This is a genomic window from Pseudomonas sp. R4-15 (assembly GCF_055768815.1).
Map to the genome: position 1 here is coordinate 1,054,772 of NZ_CM147293.1, position 18,113 is coordinate 1,072,884.

General features: G+C 65.6%; 15 protein-coding genes. 8 read left to right on the top strand and 7 right to left on the bottom strand.

Annotated features, from left to right (window positions below):
• Positions 1–49 precede the first annotated feature (49 nt).
• Positions 50–1,807, top strand: coding sequence for an acyl-CoA dehydrogenase C-terminal domain-containing protein (locus ACYRGX_RS05030; protein WP_473055520.1), 1,758 nt, complete (start codon positions 50–52; stop codon positions 1,805–1,807).
• A 334-nt stretch (positions 1,808–2,141) separates the two neighbouring features.
• On the opposite strand, the gene dctM is transcribed toward ACYRGX_RS05030, so the two are convergent.
• The 5 genes from dctM to ACYRGX_RS05055 all read right to left on the bottom strand — a co-directional run bounded on the left by dctM (position 2,142) and on the right by ACYRGX_RS05055 (position 8,587).
• Positions 2,142–3,425 carry a C4-dicarboxylate TRAP transporter large permease protein DctM gene (gene dctM, locus ACYRGX_RS05035; protein WP_473055521.1) on the bottom strand — a complete coding sequence of 428 codons (1,284 nt, stop codon included), beginning with the start codon at positions 3,423–3,425 and terminating at the stop codon, positions 2,142–2,144.
• Position 3,426: 1 nt separating this feature from the next.
• Positions 3,427–4,056, bottom strand: a complete 630-nt coding sequence (locus ACYRGX_RS05040; protein WP_473055522.1) for a TRAP transporter small permease — start codon at positions 4,054–4,056, stop codon at positions 3,427–3,429.
• A 131-nt stretch (positions 4,057–4,187) separates the two neighbouring features.
• Positions 4,188–5,174 (bottom strand): C4-dicarboxylate TRAP substrate-binding protein DctP, encoded by a 987-nt coding sequence (gene dctP / locus ACYRGX_RS05045; protein WP_473055523.1) that lies wholly within the window; start codon positions 5,172–5,174, stop codon positions 4,188–4,190.
• Between the two features lie 219 nt (positions 5,175–5,393).
• Positions 5,394–6,779 (bottom strand): sigma-54-dependent transcriptional regulator, encoded by a 1,386-nt coding sequence (locus tag ACYRGX_RS05050; RefSeq protein WP_473055524.1) that lies wholly within the window; start codon positions 6,777–6,779, stop codon positions 5,394–5,396.
• Positions 6,776–8,587, bottom strand: a complete 1,812-nt coding sequence (locus ACYRGX_RS05055) for a sensor histidine kinase (RefSeq protein WP_473055525.1) — start codon at positions 8,585–8,587, stop codon at positions 6,776–6,778. Before ACYRGX_RS05055 ends, ACYRGX_RS05050 begins: the two co-directional genes overlap by 4 nt.
• A gap of 139 nt (positions 8,588–8,726) precedes the next feature.
• Between ACYRGX_RS05055 and ACYRGX_RS05060 the strand changes: the two genes are divergently transcribed.
• The gene (locus tag ACYRGX_RS05060; RefSeq protein ID WP_473055526.1) at positions 8,727–9,017 is read left to right on the top strand and encodes a hypothetical protein; all 291 of its coding nucleotides are present in this window, start codon (positions 8,727–8,729) and stop codon (positions 9,015–9,017) included.
• Positions 9,018–9,031: 14 nt separating this feature from the next.
• Here ACYRGX_RS05060 and ACYRGX_RS05065 read toward each other — a convergent pair whose 3' ends face one another.
• The gene (locus ACYRGX_RS05065; RefSeq protein WP_473055527.1) at positions 9,032–9,193 is read right to left on the bottom strand and encodes a hypothetical protein; all 162 of its coding nucleotides are present in this window, start codon (positions 9,191–9,193) and stop codon (positions 9,032–9,034) included.
• Positions 9,194–9,388: 195 nt separating this feature from the next.
• A complete protein-coding gene (locus tag ACYRGX_RS05070) occupies positions 9,389–9,907 on the bottom strand; it encodes a MarR family winged helix-turn-helix transcriptional regulator (RefSeq protein ID WP_473055528.1) in 519 nt (172 codons plus the stop codon).
• Between the two features lie 668 nt (positions 9,908–10,575).
• On the opposite strand from ACYRGX_RS05070, the gene ACYRGX_RS05075 reads away from it, so the two are divergent.
• From ACYRGX_RS05075 to ACYRGX_RS05100, 6 genes are all read left to right on the top strand, one after another.
• A complete protein-coding gene (locus tag ACYRGX_RS05075; RefSeq protein WP_473055529.1) occupies positions 10,576–11,616 on the top strand; it encodes a Rieske 2Fe-2S domain-containing protein in 1,041 nt (346 codons plus the stop codon).
• On the top strand, positions 11,603–12,559 hold the full coding sequence (locus ACYRGX_RS05080; RefSeq protein WP_473055530.1) for a PDR/VanB family oxidoreductase: 957 nt from the start codon (positions 11,603–11,605) through the stop codon (positions 12,557–12,559). Before ACYRGX_RS05075 ends, ACYRGX_RS05080 begins: the two co-directional genes overlap by 14 nt.
• A gap of 309 nt (positions 12,560–12,868) precedes the next feature.
• Entirely contained in the window at positions 12,869–14,134 is a 1,266-nt protein-coding gene (locus ACYRGX_RS05085; protein WP_473055531.1) for an amidohydrolase/deacetylase family metallohydrolase, read from the top strand.
• A 7-nt stretch (positions 14,135–14,141) separates the two neighbouring features.
• On the top strand, positions 14,142–15,716 hold the full coding sequence (gene hpxZ / locus ACYRGX_RS05090; protein WP_473055532.1) for an oxalurate catabolism protein HpxZ: 1,575 nt from the start codon (positions 14,142–14,144) through the stop codon (positions 15,714–15,716).
• Positions 15,713–16,912, top strand: a complete 1,200-nt coding sequence (locus ACYRGX_RS05095) for an amidase (RefSeq protein WP_473055533.1) — start codon at positions 15,713–15,715, stop codon at positions 16,910–16,912. Before hpxZ ends, ACYRGX_RS05095 begins: the two co-directional genes overlap by 4 nt.
• 385 nt (positions 16,913–17,297) lie before the next feature.
• On the top strand, positions 17,298–18,113 hold the full coding sequence (locus ACYRGX_RS05100; protein WP_473055534.1) for a transporter substrate-binding domain-containing protein: 816 nt from the start codon (positions 17,298–17,300) through the stop codon (positions 18,111–18,113).

Consider the following 18,113-nt stretch of genomic DNA (forward strand, 5'->3'; position numbering starts at 1 on the left):
CAAGGGCTTCCCGGCCACTGGCCGTCTGCCGTCCTCGGAGGTCCGCACCATGGCTGATTATCACGCCCCCCTGCGCGACATGCGCTTCCTGCTCAACGACGTTTTCGCCCTGCCGCAACTGTGGTCGCAGCTGCCGGCCCTGGCTGAGGTGGTCGACGGCGAAACCGCCGAGGCCATTCTCGAGGAAGCCGGCAAGGTCACCGGTGGACTGATCGCACCGCTCAACCGCAGCGGTGACGAAGAGGGGTGCCACTGGCAGGACAGCGTGGTCACCACGCCGGCCGGTTTCATCGAAGCCTACCGGGCCTATGCCGAAGGCGGCTGGGTCGGGGTCGGTGGCAATCCGGATTTCGGCGGCATGGGCATGCCCAAGGTGATCGGCGCGCTGGTCGAGGAAATGGTCAACTCGGCCAACCTGTCCTTCGGTCTCTACCCGATGCTGACATCCGGCGCCTGCCTGGCGATCAACGCCCATGCCAGCGATGCCCTGCGCGAGAAGTACCTGCCCAACCTCTATGCCGGCACCTGGGCGGGCTCCATGTGCCTGACCGAGCCCCACGCCGGCACCGACCTGGGGATCATCCGCACGCGCGCGGAGCCCCAGGCCGACGGCAGCTACAGCATCAGCGGCACGAAGATATTCATCACCGGCGGCGAGCACGACCTGACCGAGAACATCATCCATCTGGTGCTCGCCAAGCTGCCCGATGCCCCGCCGGGTCCCAAGGGCATCTCGCTATTCCTGGTTCCCAAGTTCCTGGTCGAGGAAGACGGCTCGATCGGTGCACGCAACGCGGTCGCCTGCGGCTCGATCGAGCACAAGATGGGCATCAAGGCCTCGGCGACCTGCGTGATGAACTTCGACGGCGCCACCGGTTGGCTGGTCGGCGAGCCGAACAAGGGCCTCGCGGCGATGTTCACCATGATGAACTACGAGCGTCTGGGCGTGGGCATCCAGGGCCTGGCCGCCGCCGAACGCTCCTACCAGAGCGCCGTGGAGTATGCCCGCGAGCGCCTGCAGAGCCGTTCGCCGCGCGGTCCGCTGGCCAAGGACAAGGTGGCCGACCCGATCATCGGCCACCCCGACGTGCGCCGCATGCTGCTGACCATGAAGGCCTTCAACGAGGGCGGGCGAGCCTTCTCTACCTATGTGGCGATGCAACTGGACCTGGCCAAGTACAGCGAGGACCCGCAGCAGCGCTCCCGTGGCGAAGCGCTGGTGGCACTGCTGACGCCAGTCGCCAAGGCGTTCCTCACCGACCTGGGGCTGGAGACCTGCGTGCATGGCCAGCAGGTCTTCGGCGGTCACGGCTACATCCGTGAATGGGGCCAGGAACAGCTGGTGCGTGATGTACGCATCACGCAGATCTACGAGGGTACCAACGGCATCCAGGCGCTGGACCTGATGGGCCGCAAGGTGGTCGGCAACGGTGGCGAGTTCTACCGGTTGTTCTCCACCGAGGTGCATGAGTATGCCGCTTCCGCGGCGGGTGAATTCGCCGAGCCGCTGCGTCGTGCGATCGAGCGCCTGGACGGGGTGACGGCCGGTGTGCTGGAGCGCGCCAAGGATGATCCGGCGGAGATCGGTGCCGCTTCGGTCGAATATCTGCATGCCTTTGGCTACGTCGCCTACGCCTATCTTTGGGCACGCATGGCATCGGCGGCGGGCGATGATGAGTTCGGGCGTGGCAAGCAGGCCACTGCGCGTTTCTACTTCGCACGCCTGTTGCCGCGCATGGAGTCGCTGTGCCTGGCGGTGGAGGCGGGGGCCGAACCACTCTACGCCCTGGACGAGGCGCAGTTCTGAGTCGTTCGCGTCGTGTAAGCCATGGCTTACACGACGTGGTGGCATTGTGCGTCTAGGCCGAACCCCGGCATCTGGATAACCTGTGCTCCAAGGACATCGCGCAGGAAGCGCACACGGAAGAATCAGGGCGCACGGAAGAGCCCAAGGACAGAACGAGGATGGCCACCACGGATTGGTGGATGATCAGGGATGTAAGCATCACTAAACCCCGCTTCGGCGGGGTTTTTCTTTTTCCGGGCCGCTTTCCTGGCGGGCGTGGCCGCGCGCTGGGCGGCCAGGCAATAAAAAGCCCGGCGCTAGGCCGGGCGAAAATGCAGGCAACCGGTTGTTCCGGTCAGGGCATGCCCAACCAGTTGGGCAGTGCCAGGGACACGGCCGGTACGTAGGTGATCACCATCAGGAAGCCCAGCAGCATCAGCAGCCAGGGCGTGGCGGCGCGAATCACCTGCGGCAGGGTCATGCCGGTCACCGCCGAGGTGACGAACAGGTTCAGGCCCACCGGCGGGGTGATCAATCCGATCTCCATGTTCACCACCATGATCACGCCCAGATGGATCGGGTCGATGCCCAGTTGAATGGCGATGGGGAAGAGGATCGGTGCAAGGATCAGGATGATCGCCGAGGGCTCCATGAAGGCGCCCGCCACCAGCAGCACGACGTTCACCACCAGCAGGAACATCCAGGGCTGCAGGCCGGCCTCGATGACCCAGGCGGTGATCTGCTGGGGAATCTGCTCGGTCGTCAGCACATGGGCGAACAGCATCGCGTTGGCGATGATGAACATCAGCATGATCGACAGCTTGCCCGACTCCAGCAGTACCTTCGGCACTTCGCGGATGGTCATGTCCTTGTACACGAACAGCGCGATGAAGGCTGAGTAAACGGCGGCCACAGCGGCGGCCTCGGTCGGAGTGAACATGCCCGAGTAGATGCCGCCGAGGATGATCACCATCAGCAGCAGGCCCCACACCGCACGGCGAGCGGCGGTCAGCCATTCGCGCAGCGAGGCGCGCGGCAATGCCGGCAGGTTCTTTTTCACCGCGACCAGGTAGATCGCCACCATCAGTACCAGGCCAAGCAGGATGCCGGGGATCACACCGGCCATGAACAGCTTGCCGACCGACTGCTCGGTGGCCGCGGCGTAGACCACCATCACGATCGACGGCGGGATGAGGATGCCCAGGGTCCCTGCGTTGCAGACGATGCCGGCGCCGAAGGCCTGCGGATAGCCCGAGCGGACCATGCCGGCGATGGCGATGGAGCCGACCGCGGCGACGGTCGCCGGCGAAGAACCCGACAACGCGGCGAATAGCATGCACGCCAGCACGGCGGCGATGGCCAGGCCACCACGGATGTGGCCGACGCAGGCGTTGGCGAAGTCGATCAGGCGCCGCGCCACGCCACCGGTGGTCATGAAGGCACCGGCGAGCAGGAAGAACGGAATCGCTAGCAGGGTGTAGTGCTCGGACGTCTCGAACAGCTTGATCGCCAGCGAGCGTACCGAATCAGGGCTGAAGAAGATGATCGTCAGCGAACCGGCCAGGCCCAGCGAGACGGCGATGGGCACGCCGATGAACATCAGCGCGAACAGCGCGAGGAAGAGGAACAGGATGGTCATGTTACTTGCGCTCCTCGTGCTCGGTGAGCTTCACCGCTTCGGCGGCCTCGTCGGCCAGGCCCAGGCCGGTCTGCTGGCCGCGCAGGATGCGCACCAGGATCTCGGCGAAGCGAATGAACACCAGGCTGAAACCGATGGGCACGATCATGCCGATCATCCATTGCTGGACGCCAAAGTGGCCCAGGTCCTCGGCGCCGATGCCGGCGCTGAACAGGGTCGCCACCCACTCGTAGCTGGCGGTGGCCAGCAGGCCGGCGTAGCCCAGGCAGAACAGGCAGGCGATCACGCCGATGATGCGCTGCACCGGGCGCGGGGTGAGCTTGACCAGGGCATCGACGCCGATGTGACCGGCGGTACGCACGCCATAGGCCAGGCCGAGGAAGATCAGCCAGGCGAACAGGGCGCGGGTAAGAGCGCTACTCCAGGTCATCGCCTGGGCCCACTCGAGAATATGGTCGCCAATGGCGAAGAAGAAATCGGCGGTGGTATCGGACTGGTCGCCGAACCAGTAGAACACGCTATAGAGGTTGTTGAGCATGACGTAGGTGAAGGTCACCAGCGTCATTGCCGCGAGAAGAAAAGCGATCGCGGCTTCTTCGAAGCGGTCCCATAACTGCCGCAAGGCATTCATGTGGGTCTCCCGGAAATCTGATCAGGGACAGGAAAGAGGCGGCCGGCAACAAGCGGCGCCGCGAACGCCGCGCCCCAGCCGGGGCGCGGCGTCTTCGTTGGCCACGGGCGTACCCGTGGCTTCGCGGATGATTACTGGTTGGCGGCGTCGGCGGCCTTGATCAGGTCCGGACCGATCTCACCCTCGAACTTCTTCCACACCGGCTGCATGGCTTCGCGCCATTCGTTGCGCTGCTCCGGAGTGAGGGTCAGGATTTCGGTGGTGCCGGCATCGAGGATCTGCTGCTTGGCGTGCTGGTTCAGCTCGTCGGCCTGCTTGTTCACCTCGACGGTGACTTCGTCGACGATCTTCGACAGCTCACCGCGGACGTCATCCGGCAGGCCGTCCCAGAACTTGGTATTGGTGATCAGCATGTAGTCCAGCAGGCCATGGTTGGACTCGGTGATGTACTTCTGCACCTCGTGCATCTTCTGGCTGTAGATGTTCGAGTAGGGGTTCTCGGCACCGTTGACCACGCCCGTCTGCAGGCCCTGGTAGACCTCCGCGAAGCTCATCTTGCGCGGGTTGGCGCGCACGGCCTTGAACTGCTCCTCGAGCACGGCCGAGGCCTGCACGCGGAATTTCAGGCCACGGGCATCCTTGGGTTCGAGCAGCGGCTTGTTGGCCGACAGTTGCTTGAGACCGTTGTGCCAGTAGGCCAGGCCGGTGATGCCCTTGCTCTGCATGGAGGTCAGCAGTTCCTGACCTTGGGGGCTCTTCTGGAAGCGATCCACGGCTGCCATGTCCTTGAACAGGAAGGGCAGGTCGAACAGCTGCAGTTGCTTGGTGTACTGCTCGAACTTGGCCAGCGACGGCGCGATGATCTGCACGTCGCCCAGCAGCAGCGCTTCCATTTCCTTGCCGTCACCGAACAGCGAGGAGTTCGGGTAGACCTCTACCTGCACCTTGCCCGGCAGACGTTCTTCGGCGAGCTTCTTGAACAGCAGCGCACCTTGGCCCTTCGGCGTGTTGTCGGCGACGACGTGGGAGAATTTGATGATGATGGGGTCAGCGCTGGCCAGGCCGGCGATACCCAGGGACAGGGCGCAGAGCAGCGCCTTTGCGGACTGCTTGAACATGGATGCTACCTCTTTTGCTTGTTGTGTTTGTTTTTCAGGATCCCGCTACAGTCTAGGCCGATCCGGAGCGGACCGTGTGCTGTTGGGCGTGGAAACTGCGAGTAACCGCAGCAACCGGCGTGCCAGTCTGCGTCAATCCGGCGCGGAGCGCTCTACAGCGGGAACTGAGCATCTTGGGCGAGGCCGGGTGCCGCCGCGATGTGGCGAAATGTCGCCAAATCAGTCGTTATCGTCTGGCGTAATTCCGCCAGTATCCGGGCCGCTCAGGCCCAGACGACGCATCTTGTCATGCAGCGTCTTGCGCGGCAGACCGAGCGCCTCGGCGACGCTGCGTAGCGAGGTGTGTGGGCGCGTCAGTTCGGCGGCGATCAGTGAGCGCTCGAAGGCCTCGACCTGTTCGTTCAGACCTCCCGCGTGATGGCCCTGCTCCAGCGGCGCCTGCCCATCCAGCGCCAGGCCCAGCCCCAGGGCGAAACGCTCGGCGGCGTTTTGCAGTTCACGCACGTTGCCTGGCCAGGCATGGCGCAGCAGTTGCGCGCGCTGCCCGGGTTGCAGGGTCCGCGGCGGCAGGCCATGGCGGCTGGCGGCGGTCTCGGCGAAGTGCTGGAACAGCAGGAGGGCATCCTCGCCACGCTCGCGCAGCGGCGGGATGCTCAGCGGCGCGACATTCAGCCGATAGTAGAGGTCGGCGCGGAAGCGTCCGGCGTCGGCCGCCTTGCGCAGGTCCTCCTTGGTCGCCGCGACCACGCGGATGTCCAGCGGGATCAGTTGGTTGGAGCCCATGCGTTCGACCGAGCGCTCTTGCAGCAGGCGCAGCAGCTTGACCTGCACGTCGAGGCTCATGCTCTCGATCTCGTCGAGGAACAGGGTGCCGCCATTGGCGTGCTCGAACTTGCCGACTCGGCGCTTTTGCGCGCCCGTGAAGGCACCGGCCTCATGGCCGAAGAGTTCGCTTTCCACCACCGATTCGGCGAGCGCGCCGGCGTTGATCGCGACGAAGGGCCCGCTGCGCCGATTGGACAACTCATGCAGGGCGCGTGCGACCACCTCCTTGCCGGCGCCGGTCTCACCGAGGATCAGCACGTCGGCCTGGGTCGCCGCCAATGCGCCGACCTGCTCGCGCAGCCGGGCCATTGCCGGGGATTGTCCGAGCAGGCGCCCGGACAGCTCGCGGCGATCGGCCAGGGCCATGCGCAGGCTGCGGTTCTCCAGCACCAGGCGGCGCATTTCCAGGGCGCGGCGCACCGAGTCGAGCAGGTGTTCGTTGGCGAAGGGCTTCTCTAGGAAGTCGTAGGCGCCCGCGCGCATCGCCTGCACCGCGAGCGGGACGTCACCGTGCCCGGTGATCAGCAGCACGGGCAACTCGGCGTCGTTCTCGTGCAGGCTGCGCAGCAGTTGCAGCCCGTCGATGCCGGGCATGCGGATGTCGCTGACCACCACACCGGACCAGTCCTGTGGCAAGCACTCGGCCAGGCCCTGGGCATCGGCCAGGCTCTGTACCCGCAGGCCCGCGAGGTCCAGGGTCTGAGCCAGGGCCTGGCGCAGATGTACGTCGTCGTCGATCAGCAGCACCTGGGCGCGGGCGTCGATGGCGGTGAGGGTCATGCGGTGTCCTCGGGAGGGTGGGGGTCCACGCCAGGTTCGGCGCGCAACAGGCGCAGGCGCAGCTCGGCGCCGCCGGTGGCATGGTTGCCGAAGACCAGTTCGCCGCCAAACGCACGCACCAGCGTATCGCAGATGGCCAGGCCCAGCCCCAGCCCCTGGGCGCTGGTCTTGGTCGTGAAGAAGGGTTCGCGGGCATGCTCCAGTGCGTCCTTGGAGAAGCCCGGGCCATTATCGCGCAAATGCAGTTCGATGCTTTGTGCATCCCACTTGGCCGACAGCCACAAGCGGCGTGGCGTGGCGCGCTCGGAGAGGGCATCGAGCGCATTGGCGAGCAGGTTGGCCAGCACTTGCCGCAGGCGTGTCTCGCCGGCCTGCACCCACAGCGGTGCATCCGGCAGGTCGCGGATCAGCTCGACGTCCAGCGCCCGGCGACGTTGCGCGACCAGCGCCAGGGCATCTTCCAGCGCCGGCTGCAGGGCGACGCTCTCCGGGGCGTGACGGTCGCGCCGGGCGAAGGCGCGCAAGTGCGCGATGATCGAGGCCATGCGTCCGGTGAGCTCGCCGATCAGCTTCAGATTGCCGCGGGCGTCTTCGCTGCGGCCATGGTCGAGCAGGGTCGCGGCGTTCTCGGCATAGCTGCGGATCGCCGCCAGCGGCTGGTTCAGCTCGTGGCTGATGCTGGCGCTCATGGTGCCGAGGGCGCTCAGCTTGCCGGCCTGGACCAGTTCGTCCTGGGTGCGTACCAGCTCCTGCTGGGCATGCTCGCGTTCGAGCACCGCTTCCTTGAGGCGGCTGTTGAGTGTCTCCAGGTCGCGGGTGCGCTCGTGGACGCGGCTTTCCAGTTCACGCCGGGCGCCGGCATCCAGGGCGATGCGCTCCAGGTAGTGGCGACGCCGCTGGATCAGCAGGCCGAGCAGCAGCAGCAAGACCAGCAGGGTCGCACCACCGACGGCCACCGCGGTGCGTACCGGCCGATCCAGCAAGGCCCTGGGCACCAGCACCCGGGCTCGCCAGCCGACCCGGTCGAGCTCGGTGGTCTGCACCAGCCAGTCGTTCATGTCCAATTCCAGCGGGCGCGGCTCCAGGGTCGGGTAGGGCTGGTTGTCGGCGATCTGCTCGAGCTCCAGTGCGCTCAGCGGGCGGGTGGCGCGGAACCGCCAGTCGGGGTTGGAGGTGAGGATCACCACGCCATGATGGTCGGTAACCATCAACTGCTCCGGGGTCTTGCCCCAGAGGAACTCGGTGTGGTCCAGGTCGACCTTGACCACCAGTACGCCGAGCACCTGTTTGCCATCGCGGATCGGTGCGGCGAAATAGTAGCCACGCTTGCCCGACGTGGTGCCCAGGCCGAAGAAGCGCCCCTGGCCGCCGGCGATCGCCTGGCGGAAGTAGGGACGGAAGGTGAAGTTGCGGCCGATAAAGCTGTCTTCCTGGTCCCAGTTGGAGGCGGCCAGCGTGGTGCCGTCGGCAAGCATCAGGTAGATCACATCGGCGCGGGTCTGCCGCTTGATACGCTGCAGCAACTCGTTGGCGTCCTGTCGGCGCGCGGGATCGTTCGGTGCTATGAGCGCCGCCTGCAGCGCCGGCAGACCGCCGAGCAGTTGGGGCAGGACCTCGTAGCGGCTGAGCACGCCGAGCAGGTTGGCCACGTAGAGATCCAGCGTCTGACCGTTCTGCTCCACCAGTTCGTTGCGGTAGTAGCGCTCGGCGAGACGTTCCAGCGGCCACAGCAAGGGCGCCAGCAGCAAGGCCAGCAGCAACAGTCCCCGCCAGCGCAGGCGGTGGGGTTTGTGGACGGGATCGGACATGCGCAGGGCCAGCGGACGCGTAGAGGTGGCATAGCGTGGCGGCTTGGTCGCCGTGGATCAAGCCCGCCGGTCCCGGCGATGGCGCAGTCAGCGCGTGGCTGGGGTCAACCCTCTACCCATGGTGGACAGGAGAATACCCATGCAACGCAGCACCTTGATCCTCGCCCTATGCCTTGGACTCGCCAGCGGTGCGGGCTGGGCCCAATCCCAGAGCGGTGCGCCGGTCGATCGTGCCGCGGGCAACGGTTCGATGGGCACCGGCGAAGGCATCCCACTGCCTTCCGAAGAAGGCGATGCGGACAGCCCTAGCGTCCCCAGCAGCGAAGCGGAGATGCACGGGGAGACCGTGCGCAATGAGCGGGCACCCGCCAGGGATGAGGGCGACGATGCTCGCGGGGACAAGCCGCGAGACGAGCGAGCCAAGGACTGACGACGGGCGGATGATCAGGCCGCCAGGTCCTGGCTGATCAACATGCCATGGCTGACCGTATAGACGTTACCGCGTACGTCCAGGCGCAGCGGCGTGCGTCCGAGAATACGCGCGCCGTCGGCCAACAGTTCGTCGATATGGGCTCTTAATGCGTGGAACTTCCGTTGTTCAGTCATCGCAATCGCTCCGGAATGAGGTGGGCCAGAGTGTGAACGAGAGCTCGGCGAAAAAGTGAGCTGGCGCACTATGCACAGTGCGCCAGGGCTTGTCGAGGCATTCGGCAGCGACATCTCGCCACGCCGCAGGGGTCGGTGCCGGGGCTTCAGTCTCCGCGCTCGGGCCGGCGGCGCACACGGCTGGAGGACGGGTGACTATTCCTTGTCGCGCGGAAGGTTGAATGGCACGCTGCCCAGGTGATTGTTCGCCTCGACGAGCTTGATCAGTTGCAACAGGAACAGGCTGCGCTGTTCTTCCGGAATGCCTTCGATGGTGCGGTCGTGGGCGCGTTGGACGCCGGCCGCCATCTTCTTCAGCAGGTACACGCCCTTGCGGGTCAGCTTGACCCGTTTCACCCGGCGATCGCTGGTGCTCTGCCGTCGCTCCAGCAGGCCGCGGGTCTCCAGGCGTGGGATCACTTCGGCCACGCTGGTGCGCTCCAGCCCTATCTCGTGGGCGAGGGTGTTCTGATCCATTTCGCCGTGGGTGTGTAGCGCCGTCATCAGGCTGTATTGCACCGGCGTGATGTTGTTCTCGCGGGTCTCGTCGAGAAACAGGCTGGTATGGATCTGGTGCAGGCGGCGGATCAGGAAGCCGGGCCGCCCCAGCAACGCGGAGCGGGCCACGGCGGCATCCAGCTCGACCTGTGTATCGGGAGTATCGAAAGTGCTCATGGTGACTCGTGAAGCGCAGCGGGGTTAATTGAGCGCAAAGAAAAACCTTTGCGACGGTAATGTCAATGTCATCAGAGGCATGCCCCGCAATGCGGAAGCCGCGCTTGCAGGTTCCGGCGAGTTGCCCTCGGTTGGCGACGATGGTCAGCGGTGGTGCATTTCCCGTACCAGTCGCTACTCGCCGTGCGCTCGGGCCCTCGCTCGATAATCCCTTCGGATCGACGCCCAAATAAGAGGCATGCCACCTAATTTGTGCGTCGTCTTGTGGCAAGCATGCCGCCTTTGCCGGGCTTGGCCGACGTCTCCTGGGCTGAGGCGCTTGTCCGGTGCTGGACTGTAACGACCCGGGCGCAAGGCCCGCGGCCGGATGGCTTTAACTCAGCATTAAACGTGGCATACCACTTGCTTTTGCAGGTGTCGGATTCCACGGCCGCCACGAGGCGGCAGTGGTTCGGTTCTTGCGTCGAACGCCATGGGCGCTGGCAGCACCCGCCCAGGATGGGCAGCAGATGATGGCTGCCGTTTGCGGTCGTCTGCGGGAACACCACAGCGAGCAGCGCGACAGCGCCTTGCCGAACACCGCGTCAAATCTTCCGTCGAGTGCATCCGGGGCCGTGCCTGGCATTCGGCGGCCATGCTCATCAAGACCGATGAAAAGGAACAGACTGATGAACTGCAGAGAACACCTCAACTCACTCGATGCGCCCCTGGCGCCGGCCCTGCTGAACGACTGGCACGTGGTGGCCAGCAGCGAGGAGCTGATCGAGGGCAAGCTGGTGCCGACCACGCTGTTCGATCGCGACCTGGTGCTGTGGCGCGATGCCAGCGGTGCGGCGCATGTCTGGGAGGACCTGTGCATTCACCGCGGCGCTCGGCTGTCGAAAGGCTTCATCGCCAATGACCGCGTGGTCTGTCCCTACCATGGCTGGAACTACGACGGTACGGCGCAATGCACGCTGATCCCGGCCTCTCCCGACGAAACGCCGATGAAGAAAGCCAAGGCCGTGGCCCATCACGTGCGAGAAGCCTACGGGCTGGTGTGGGCCTGCATCGGTGAGCCGGAGCACGAGATTCCCGCGTTTCCCGAGTGGGACGACGCCAGCTACAAGAAGGTCGTGTGCGGACCCTACACCTTCAAGTCCGGCTACCGGGCGCTGGAGAACTTCATCGATCCCACCCATTTCCCCTTCGTGCATGCCGGTGTGAACGGTTTGCTGGACGATCCGGACCCCATCGGGGCCTACGAGGTCTGGGAGGAAAATGGCGGCCTGGCGACCTCCGAGGTGCGCGTCACCCAGCCCTATGGCGACCCCCGCGAGATTCCGGTGATCGCCTACTACGCCTACAAATGCCTGCGCCCGGGCGTGGCCTACTTCAAGAAGCGCGTGGTGATCAGCGATCCGGCGCGGGCACACGAAGGCAACGACAACGACCGCTTCTGCACCTTCTTCACCATGCAGCAGGTGAGCGAGACGGAAAGCATCGTGCGCATCTGTTGCGCGGTGAACTTCGATCCGCTGCCGAGCGACGCCGACGTGCGGCGGCGCCAGGACCTGGTCTACGAGCAGGACGCCTGGATCGTCGATACCCAGCGCCCGGAGCGCATTCCCACCGACCTGCGCCAGGAGCTGCACCATCGTACCGACCTGCTGGGCATGAAGTACCGCGCCTGGCTGCGGAGCATGGGGATCAACTATGGAACCATCTGAGCGCCGCGAGGCACGCCTGGTCGCGATGCGCTATGGCGCCGAAGACATCCTGCTCTACGAGTTCGCCCCCACGGACGGGGCGGGGTGCGAGGCGGTCACGGCGGGCGCGCATCTCGACCTGGTACTGCCCGGCGGGGAAATTCGCCAGTATTCGCTGATCAGCACGCTATGCAGTGCCGAGCACTACGTGGTGGCGGTGAAGCGCGAGGCTGCGGGCCGTGGCGCATCCCGATGGTTGCACGACAGCGCGCGGGTCGGCGGGGTGTTCCAGATCGGCCGGCCACGGAATCTCTTCGCGCTCGAAGAAGGTACGACACCGGTGTTGCTGCTGGCGGGCGGTATCGGCATCACGCCCCTCTATGGGATGTACCGCGAGCTGCGCGCCCGCCAGGTTCCGGTGCATTTGCACTACTGGTGCAAGGGCCCGCAGCAGGCGCTGTTTCACCGGGAGCTGGTGGATGATCCACAGGTCAGCCTGCATTACTCGCGCAGTGCAGAGCGGACAACGGCGCTACCCCTGGCGCGGGTGCTGGCCGATGCAGCAGTGCAGGCGCGGATCTACTGCTGTGGCCCGGAACGCATGATCGCGGAGCTGGACCAATTGACCCAGGACTGGGCTCCGGAGCGTGTGCGCGTGGAGCGCTTCAAGGCCGCCGAGGCTCCGCCGCCGAGCGAAGGGGATTTCACCGTCGTGCTCGCCCGGTCCGGGCGCGAGCTCGACGTGAAGGCGGGCGAAAGCGTGCTCGATGTCCTGCGCGATGCGGACGTCGACGTCATGTACTCCTGCGAACAGGGCCTCTGCGGCGCCTGCGAAGTGAAGGTGCTGGAGGGCACGCCGCTGCACCGTGACAGCGTTCGTTCGGCGCAGGCCCATGCGCAACTCGGAACCATGATGATCTGCTGCTCGGGCGCGGCTTGCGCGCGCCTGGTGCTGGATCTCTGAGCAAGCCCTAACGCATCGATGAATGCTGGGCAACGCCTGGCGTCGAGCGTCGCTGGGCGCTCTTTCCTCGCTAAAAGATGGTATGCCACATAATGCGCCGCGGCAGTGCGGTGCGTTTGCTTTTGGTGCGATCCGGGGTGCTCAGCGCGCGCTCTTATCCATCAATAAATGTGGCGTACCACTGATATTTTTAATTATTAAAGTCATTTAAAAACATTAACTTATGGATTTTCATTGACGGCAATTTGGGGTGATTGGCATGGCGATTGCGTTGCCGCTCAGCAACTGAAACCACCCGTGAAGACTGTCATGAAAAAGATCCTGCTCCAGGGCGGTCGGGTCATCGACCCGGCCAACGGCATCGACGAAATCTGCGATCTGTTGATCGAAGGCGAGCGCATCGCCGCCGTCGGCGCCCTGCGCTATACGGACGCGGTCGCGCAGGCGGAGATCATCGACTGCCAGGGCAAGCTGGTGCTGCCGGGTTTGATCGATACCCACAGCCACATCTTCCAGTACGTATCCGGCCGCTTCGGCCTGAATGCCGACCTGTGCGGCGTGCATTCCGGCGTCACCACGCTGGTGGACCAGGGCGGCGCCAGTTGCATGACCTTGCCGGGCTTTCGCAAATTCATCGCCGAGCCGGCGGAGAGTCGCGTACTGGCGTTCATCTCCGCCTACCTGGTGGGGGGACTGGAGGGACACTTCTACCCCGAGCTGTACCGTCCGGAGTGCGCGGACGTGGCGGCCACGGTGAAGGCCGCGCTGGCCAACCGCGACCTGGTGAAGGGCATCAAGGCCCACGCCGAGCTCGGCGGCTTTGCCCGCTGGGGGCTGGATGTGATGAAGAAGGCCGCGCAGATCGGCGAGCAGACCGCGTTGCCGGTGTACATCCATTTCGGCCAGCTCTGGCCGATGCCGGAAGAGGGCGGTCGGGAGATCGATCCGGACAGCATCTTTCCGCAGGTCCTGGAGGTGCTCAAGCCAGGTGACGTGCTGGCGCATCCGTTCAGCCGTCATCCCGGTGGGTTCGTCGAGCAGAGCGGTGCGGTCCACCCGCTGGTCGCCGATGCGGTGGCGCGTGGCTTGAAGGTGGATGTCGGCCACGGCTCTCACTTCAGCTACAAGATGGCGCGCAAGGTCCTCGAGGCGGGCATCCTGCCGGACACCCTGGGGTCGGACATGCACGGCTACAACACCGAGGTTCCTGCGCCCGCCGGCACGCCGGACGAGCACCCGGACGAAGAGCACCTGTTCAAGGGCACCTCGCGCTTCAGCCTGGTTTCCACCATGGTCAGCATGATGGCGCTGGGTTTGACGCTGGAACAGCTGGTGCCGATGGTCACCTGCAATGCCGCACGCCTGCTGGACATGGAGGACGAACTGGGGACCCTCGGCGTCGGTCGCATCGCGGATGTGTCGGTGCTTTCCGACGAACAGGGTCGCTGGTTGCTGCGCGACAACGAAGGCACCGAGGTCTACGCCCAGCGGATGCTGCAACCCGTGTTCTGCCTGCGCGCCGGCAAGCGCTTCGACGCGACGTCGCCGATCCTTCCCGTTCCTCTCGAGGCCTGATGCCGCCATGACTTCCGAACGCGCGCGAGTCCTGGCCAACCAGGCGGCCTTGGCCCGTCTGCATGCGGTGCGTCCGCAGTGGTCGAATGTCTGCAGCGCCGGCGAGGCCGTCGGCTTGTCGGGCATGACCCTGCTGCACGCCGGACCGCCGTTCCGCGAGGGCCAGCGACCCAGCGAGGTGGTCCTGTCGTCCGCGGTGATGGCGTGTCTGCAGGAGGGCTGGGCGCCCGATGAGGCAGAGGCGGAACGGCTGATTCTCGATGGTCGTGTGCAACTGCGGTCCGCGCAGGAGCTGGGCGTCGTCACGCCGCTGGCCGCGGTGATTTCGCCGCGTACCGCACTGGTCGAGATCAGCGACGCCCAAGCGCCGGAGGCACGTCCGGTGTGGTCGCTGCTGGGCAGCGGCGCCGGCGTGCAGATCCGCTTCGGCACCCGCGCCCCAGGCCTGCTCGAACGTCTCGACTGGCGCGACCAGGTGCTTGCGCCGGCCCTGCGCAAGGTGCTTGCACAGGGCCCGCTGGAACTGATTCCCCTGGCCCGGCAAGGCCTGGAGGGCGGCGATGACCTGCATGCCTGCACGACCGCCGCCACGCGCGCGCTGGTCGATCTGCTCAGAGAACGCCTGGCGGCGGACGCGCAGGTACTGGGCATGCTGGAGGCCACGCCGCTGTTCTTCCTGACCCTATGGATGGGCGCGTGTCACTTGATGCTGTCCCGCGCGGTGGGCGATGTGCCCGAGCCTGCCGGGAGTCTGGTCGTTGCGCTGGCCGGCAACGGTGTGGATGCGGGCTTTCGCCTGTCCGGCGCCCCGCACCTCTGGCATCGGGCGCCGGCACCGGTACCCTGCGGTCCCCGGATCAAGGACGGCGCGGTGCCGGCGGCGCCGATGACCGGCGACAGTGGGGTCATCGATGCCGCAGGTTTCGGCGCCCAAGCCTGGGGCCTCGCCACGCAGGTGGCCGAGGGCATGGCCGGTTGGCTGCCCGGTCCGATACCGCCGCGTTGCGCCTGGTTGGTGGGCGAGCATCCCGCCTTCGCCGATTTTGGCCTGGGCAGTGCGATCGACGTGGAGGCCATTACCCTGGAGCAGCATGCGCCTCGCGTGGCGATCGCCATGCTCGCGGCTGACGGACGCCAGGGTTTGCTCGGCCGGGGCTTCTGCCCGATCAGCACCGACTGGTTGCAGCCGCGCCTGTGCCAGGGGCCGGCGATCAACGCCGCGGCCGCGCTGGACGAGCTGACCCGCAGCTTCGAGCGCTACGAGCAGGCTCTGGTCAGCAACGATACCGCGGTACTCGACGAACTCTTCTGGGGCAGTGCGCATACCTTGCGCTATGGCGCCACCGAAGAGCTGTACGGCATCGAGGCGATCCGCGCCTTTCGCCAGCAGCGTCCGGGCGTGGGCCTGGCCCGGCAGATTCTGCAGCGCTCCGTGGTCACCTTTGGCGATGACTTCGGCGTCGCCAACATGAGTTTCCGGCGCGAGGGCAGCCCGCGCATCGGCCGCCAGACGCAGACCTGGGCGCGCCTGCAGGGGCGCTGGCAAGTGGTCGCCGCCCACGTCAGCTGGAGCGATGCATGAACGGCCTGCTGGTGGACGGCCTGCATGGCGCCTTCGTCGCGGACGGCTTCGGCGCCTCGCCCCACGCTTCGACGCAGCATTCGCAGCGCCCGCTGGAGGGCCTCCGTCTGGCGGTCAAGGATGTCTATGACGTACGGGGCATGAGCACCGGGGCCGGCAATCTCGAATGGAAAGCCGACGCTGGCGTCGCCAGCCGCACCGCCATCAGCGTGGACCTGCTGCTGGGCGCGGGCTGCCGCTGGATCGGTAAGACCGTCACCGATGAGTTGACCTACAGCCTCGCCGGCATCAACCGCCACTACGGCACACCGCTGAATCCGGCCGCGCCAGGACGCCTGCCTGGTGGTTCGTCCTCCGGTTCCGCGGCCGCCGTCGCCGCAGGGCATGCCGACCTGGCGCTGGGCACCGATTGCGGTGGCTCCGTGCGGCTACCGGCGAGCTACTGCGGTATCTGGGGCCTGCGCCCGAGCCATGGGCGTATCGCCGCAAACGGCTGCTTCACGCTGGCGCACAGCTTCGACACGGTAGGTTGGTTCGCGCGCGATGGGGCGACGCTGGCGCGGACCTTCGGCTGTCTTGCCCATGAGTCACCCGGCACGCCAGCGCCGGGGCAACTGCTGGTCAGCGAGGACGTACTCGCACAGCTCGACGGCAACTGCCGGAGTGCCTTCGAGGACTGGTTGCAGTGTGCCGGCATACCGCACCGGCGCCTGCCGCTCGGCAGCCTGCCCCTGGAGGACTGGGCGCAGGCCCTGCGGGTGCTGCAGGCGGCGGAGGTCTGGCAACAACTGGGCAGTTGGATCGATCACCGCAAGCCGCTGTTTGGTGACGATATCGCGGCGCGCTTCGCTGCTGCGAAGGCGGTCGCGCCGGCGCAGGTGGCCGCGGCGAATTGCCAGCGAATCAGCGCCCAGGCACGACTCTCGGCGCTGCTGGCCGACGGCAGTCTATTGCTGATGCCGCCGGTGCCGGGCGTGGCTCCGAGGCTGGATGCGCCGGGTGATCAGGTGCAGGAAGCCCGCCTGCGCTCGCAGCGGTTGTTGTGCATGGCCGGGCTGGCCGGACTGCCCCAGGTGGTGATGCCATGGACGAGGCTGGAGGCTGCGCCCGTGGGGGTATCCCTGATCGGCGCACGTTTCGCCGATGCTGCGCTGCTGGCTCGGGCCCAGGCTCTGCACGCGGATCGCATTCGCTGACGCGCCTGCGTGCCGCGTACTGAAACCACCTTATTCCAGCGCCTGACTCCGGCTGAAGACGTGCCATGGGCGATGCATCGTGGCGATGTCCGGGGGTATCGCGCGGCGAGGTCTTCATCTCACCGCCCGGCTTTTTGCTCATTCATGTGGCATACCACTTATATCTCGTTCGTTCATGGGGCGGGGGTCACGATCAATACACTAATAATTTGTAAAATATTCTCTTATCTTTATGAATTAAAAGGATAAAAATTAAATGGCATACCCCTTGCTCTATCTCTCTTGCCTTGTTGGGGCAACGCCCCCTACGCCGTGTTACATCCATAACTAGAGGGATTCCTGCATGACCGTCACTCGCTTTTTTCTGAGCAGTACCACGACCGCTATGGGCAAAGTGCTCCCTGCGCTGGCGCTGACGTTGGCCAGCACGCTGGGGGTGGTGTCGGCGGCGCATGCGCTGACCCTCGACGAGGTGAAGAGCCGGGGCTACGTGTCGGTCGCTACCGAGGACGACTACCGGCCCTTCGAGTTCATCGAGAACGGCAAGGCGACCGGCTACGACAATGAACTCAAGGACCTGGTGGAGAAGGAAACCGGTCTTGAGCTGCGCCAGGAAGTCATGCCCTGGGCCGGCATTCTCTCCGGGGTCTCCAGCGGCCGCTTCGACATGGCGCTGTCGGCGGTGATGGTCACGCCCGAACGCAAGAAGGCGTTCGATTTCACGACCCCGACGGCCGAGTCCGCCACCTTCTATGCGGTGAAGAAGGGCAGCGACATCGCCAGCCCGGATGACCTGATCGGCAAGGTCGTCGGTGCGGAAACCGGCAGCGCCTTTCTCTCCGAACTCAAGGCCTTCGATGCGAAGCTCAAGGAGACCAAGGGCGAGGGGGTGAAGAAGATCGTCGAATACCACGGCTATCCCGAGGCCTATCAGGATCTTGCCCAAGGCCGCATCGACGCGGTGGTGAACACCGACCTGACTCTGCGTGCGCTGGTCAAGGAACGCGGTGACGTGTTCGCGCTCGGTCAGCCCATCGGCAAGACCGGCTACAAGGGATGGGCCGTCAAGAAGGGCAACGAAGGCGTGCTGAAGGCCGTCAATGATGCCCTGCTGAAGATTCGTGAAAGCGGTGAGATGTATCGCCTGCAGGAGAAATGGCTGGGCGTGCGCTTCGAAAACATGCCGCTCGACGTGAACTGA

Bases quoted from the DNA above. Each gene is read 5' to 3' on its own strand.
- ACYRGX_RS05030 (WP_473055520.1), top strand. From the start codon at position 50: ATGGCTGATTATCACGCCCCCCTGCGCGACATGCGCTTCCTGCTCAAC.
- dctM (WP_473055521.1), bottom strand. From the start codon at position 3,425: ATGACCATCCTGTTCCTCTTCCTCGCGCTGTTCGCGCTGATGTTCATC.
- ACYRGX_RS05040 (WP_473055522.1), bottom strand. From the start codon at position 4,056: ATGAATGCCTTGCGGCAGTTATGGGACCGCTTCGAAGAAGCCGCGATC.
- dctP (WP_473055523.1), bottom strand. From the start codon at position 5,174: ATGTTCAAGCAGTCCGCAAAGGCGCTGCTCTGCGCCCTGTCCCTGGGT.
- ACYRGX_RS05050 (WP_473055524.1), bottom strand. From the start codon at position 6,779: ATGACCCTCACCGCCATCGACGCCCGCGCCCAGGTGCTGCTGATCGAC.
- ACYRGX_RS05055 (WP_473055525.1), bottom strand. From the start codon at position 8,587: ATGTCCGATCCCGTCCACAAACCCCACCGCCTGCGCTGGCGGGGACTG.
- ACYRGX_RS05060 (WP_473055526.1), top strand. From the start codon at position 8,727: ATGCAACGCAGCACCTTGATCCTCGCCCTATGCCTTGGACTCGCCAGC.
- ACYRGX_RS05065 (WP_473055527.1), bottom strand. From the start codon at position 9,193: ATGACTGAACAACGGAAGTTCCACGCATTAAGAGCCCATATCGACGAA.
- ACYRGX_RS05070 (WP_473055528.1), bottom strand. From the start codon at position 9,907: ATGAGCACTTTCGATACTCCCGATACACAGGTCGAGCTGGATGCCGCC.
- ACYRGX_RS05075 (WP_473055529.1), top strand. From the start codon at position 10,576: ATGAACTGCAGAGAACACCTCAACTCACTCGATGCGCCCCTGGCGCCG.
- ACYRGX_RS05080 (WP_473055530.1), top strand. From the start codon at position 11,603: ATGGAACCATCTGAGCGCCGCGAGGCACGCCTGGTCGCGATGCGCTAT.
- ACYRGX_RS05085 (WP_473055531.1), top strand. From the start codon at position 12,869: ATGAAAAAGATCCTGCTCCAGGGCGGTCGGGTCATCGACCCGGCCAAC.
- hpxZ (WP_473055532.1), top strand. From the start codon at position 14,142: ATGACTTCCGAACGCGCGCGAGTCCTGGCCAACCAGGCGGCCTTGGCC.
- ACYRGX_RS05095 (WP_473055533.1), top strand. From the start codon at position 15,713: ATGAACGGCCTGCTGGTGGACGGCCTGCATGGCGCCTTCGTCGCGGAC.
- ACYRGX_RS05100 (WP_473055534.1), top strand. From the start codon at position 17,298: ATGGGCAAAGTGCTCCCTGCGCTGGCGCTGACGTTGGCCAGCACGCTG.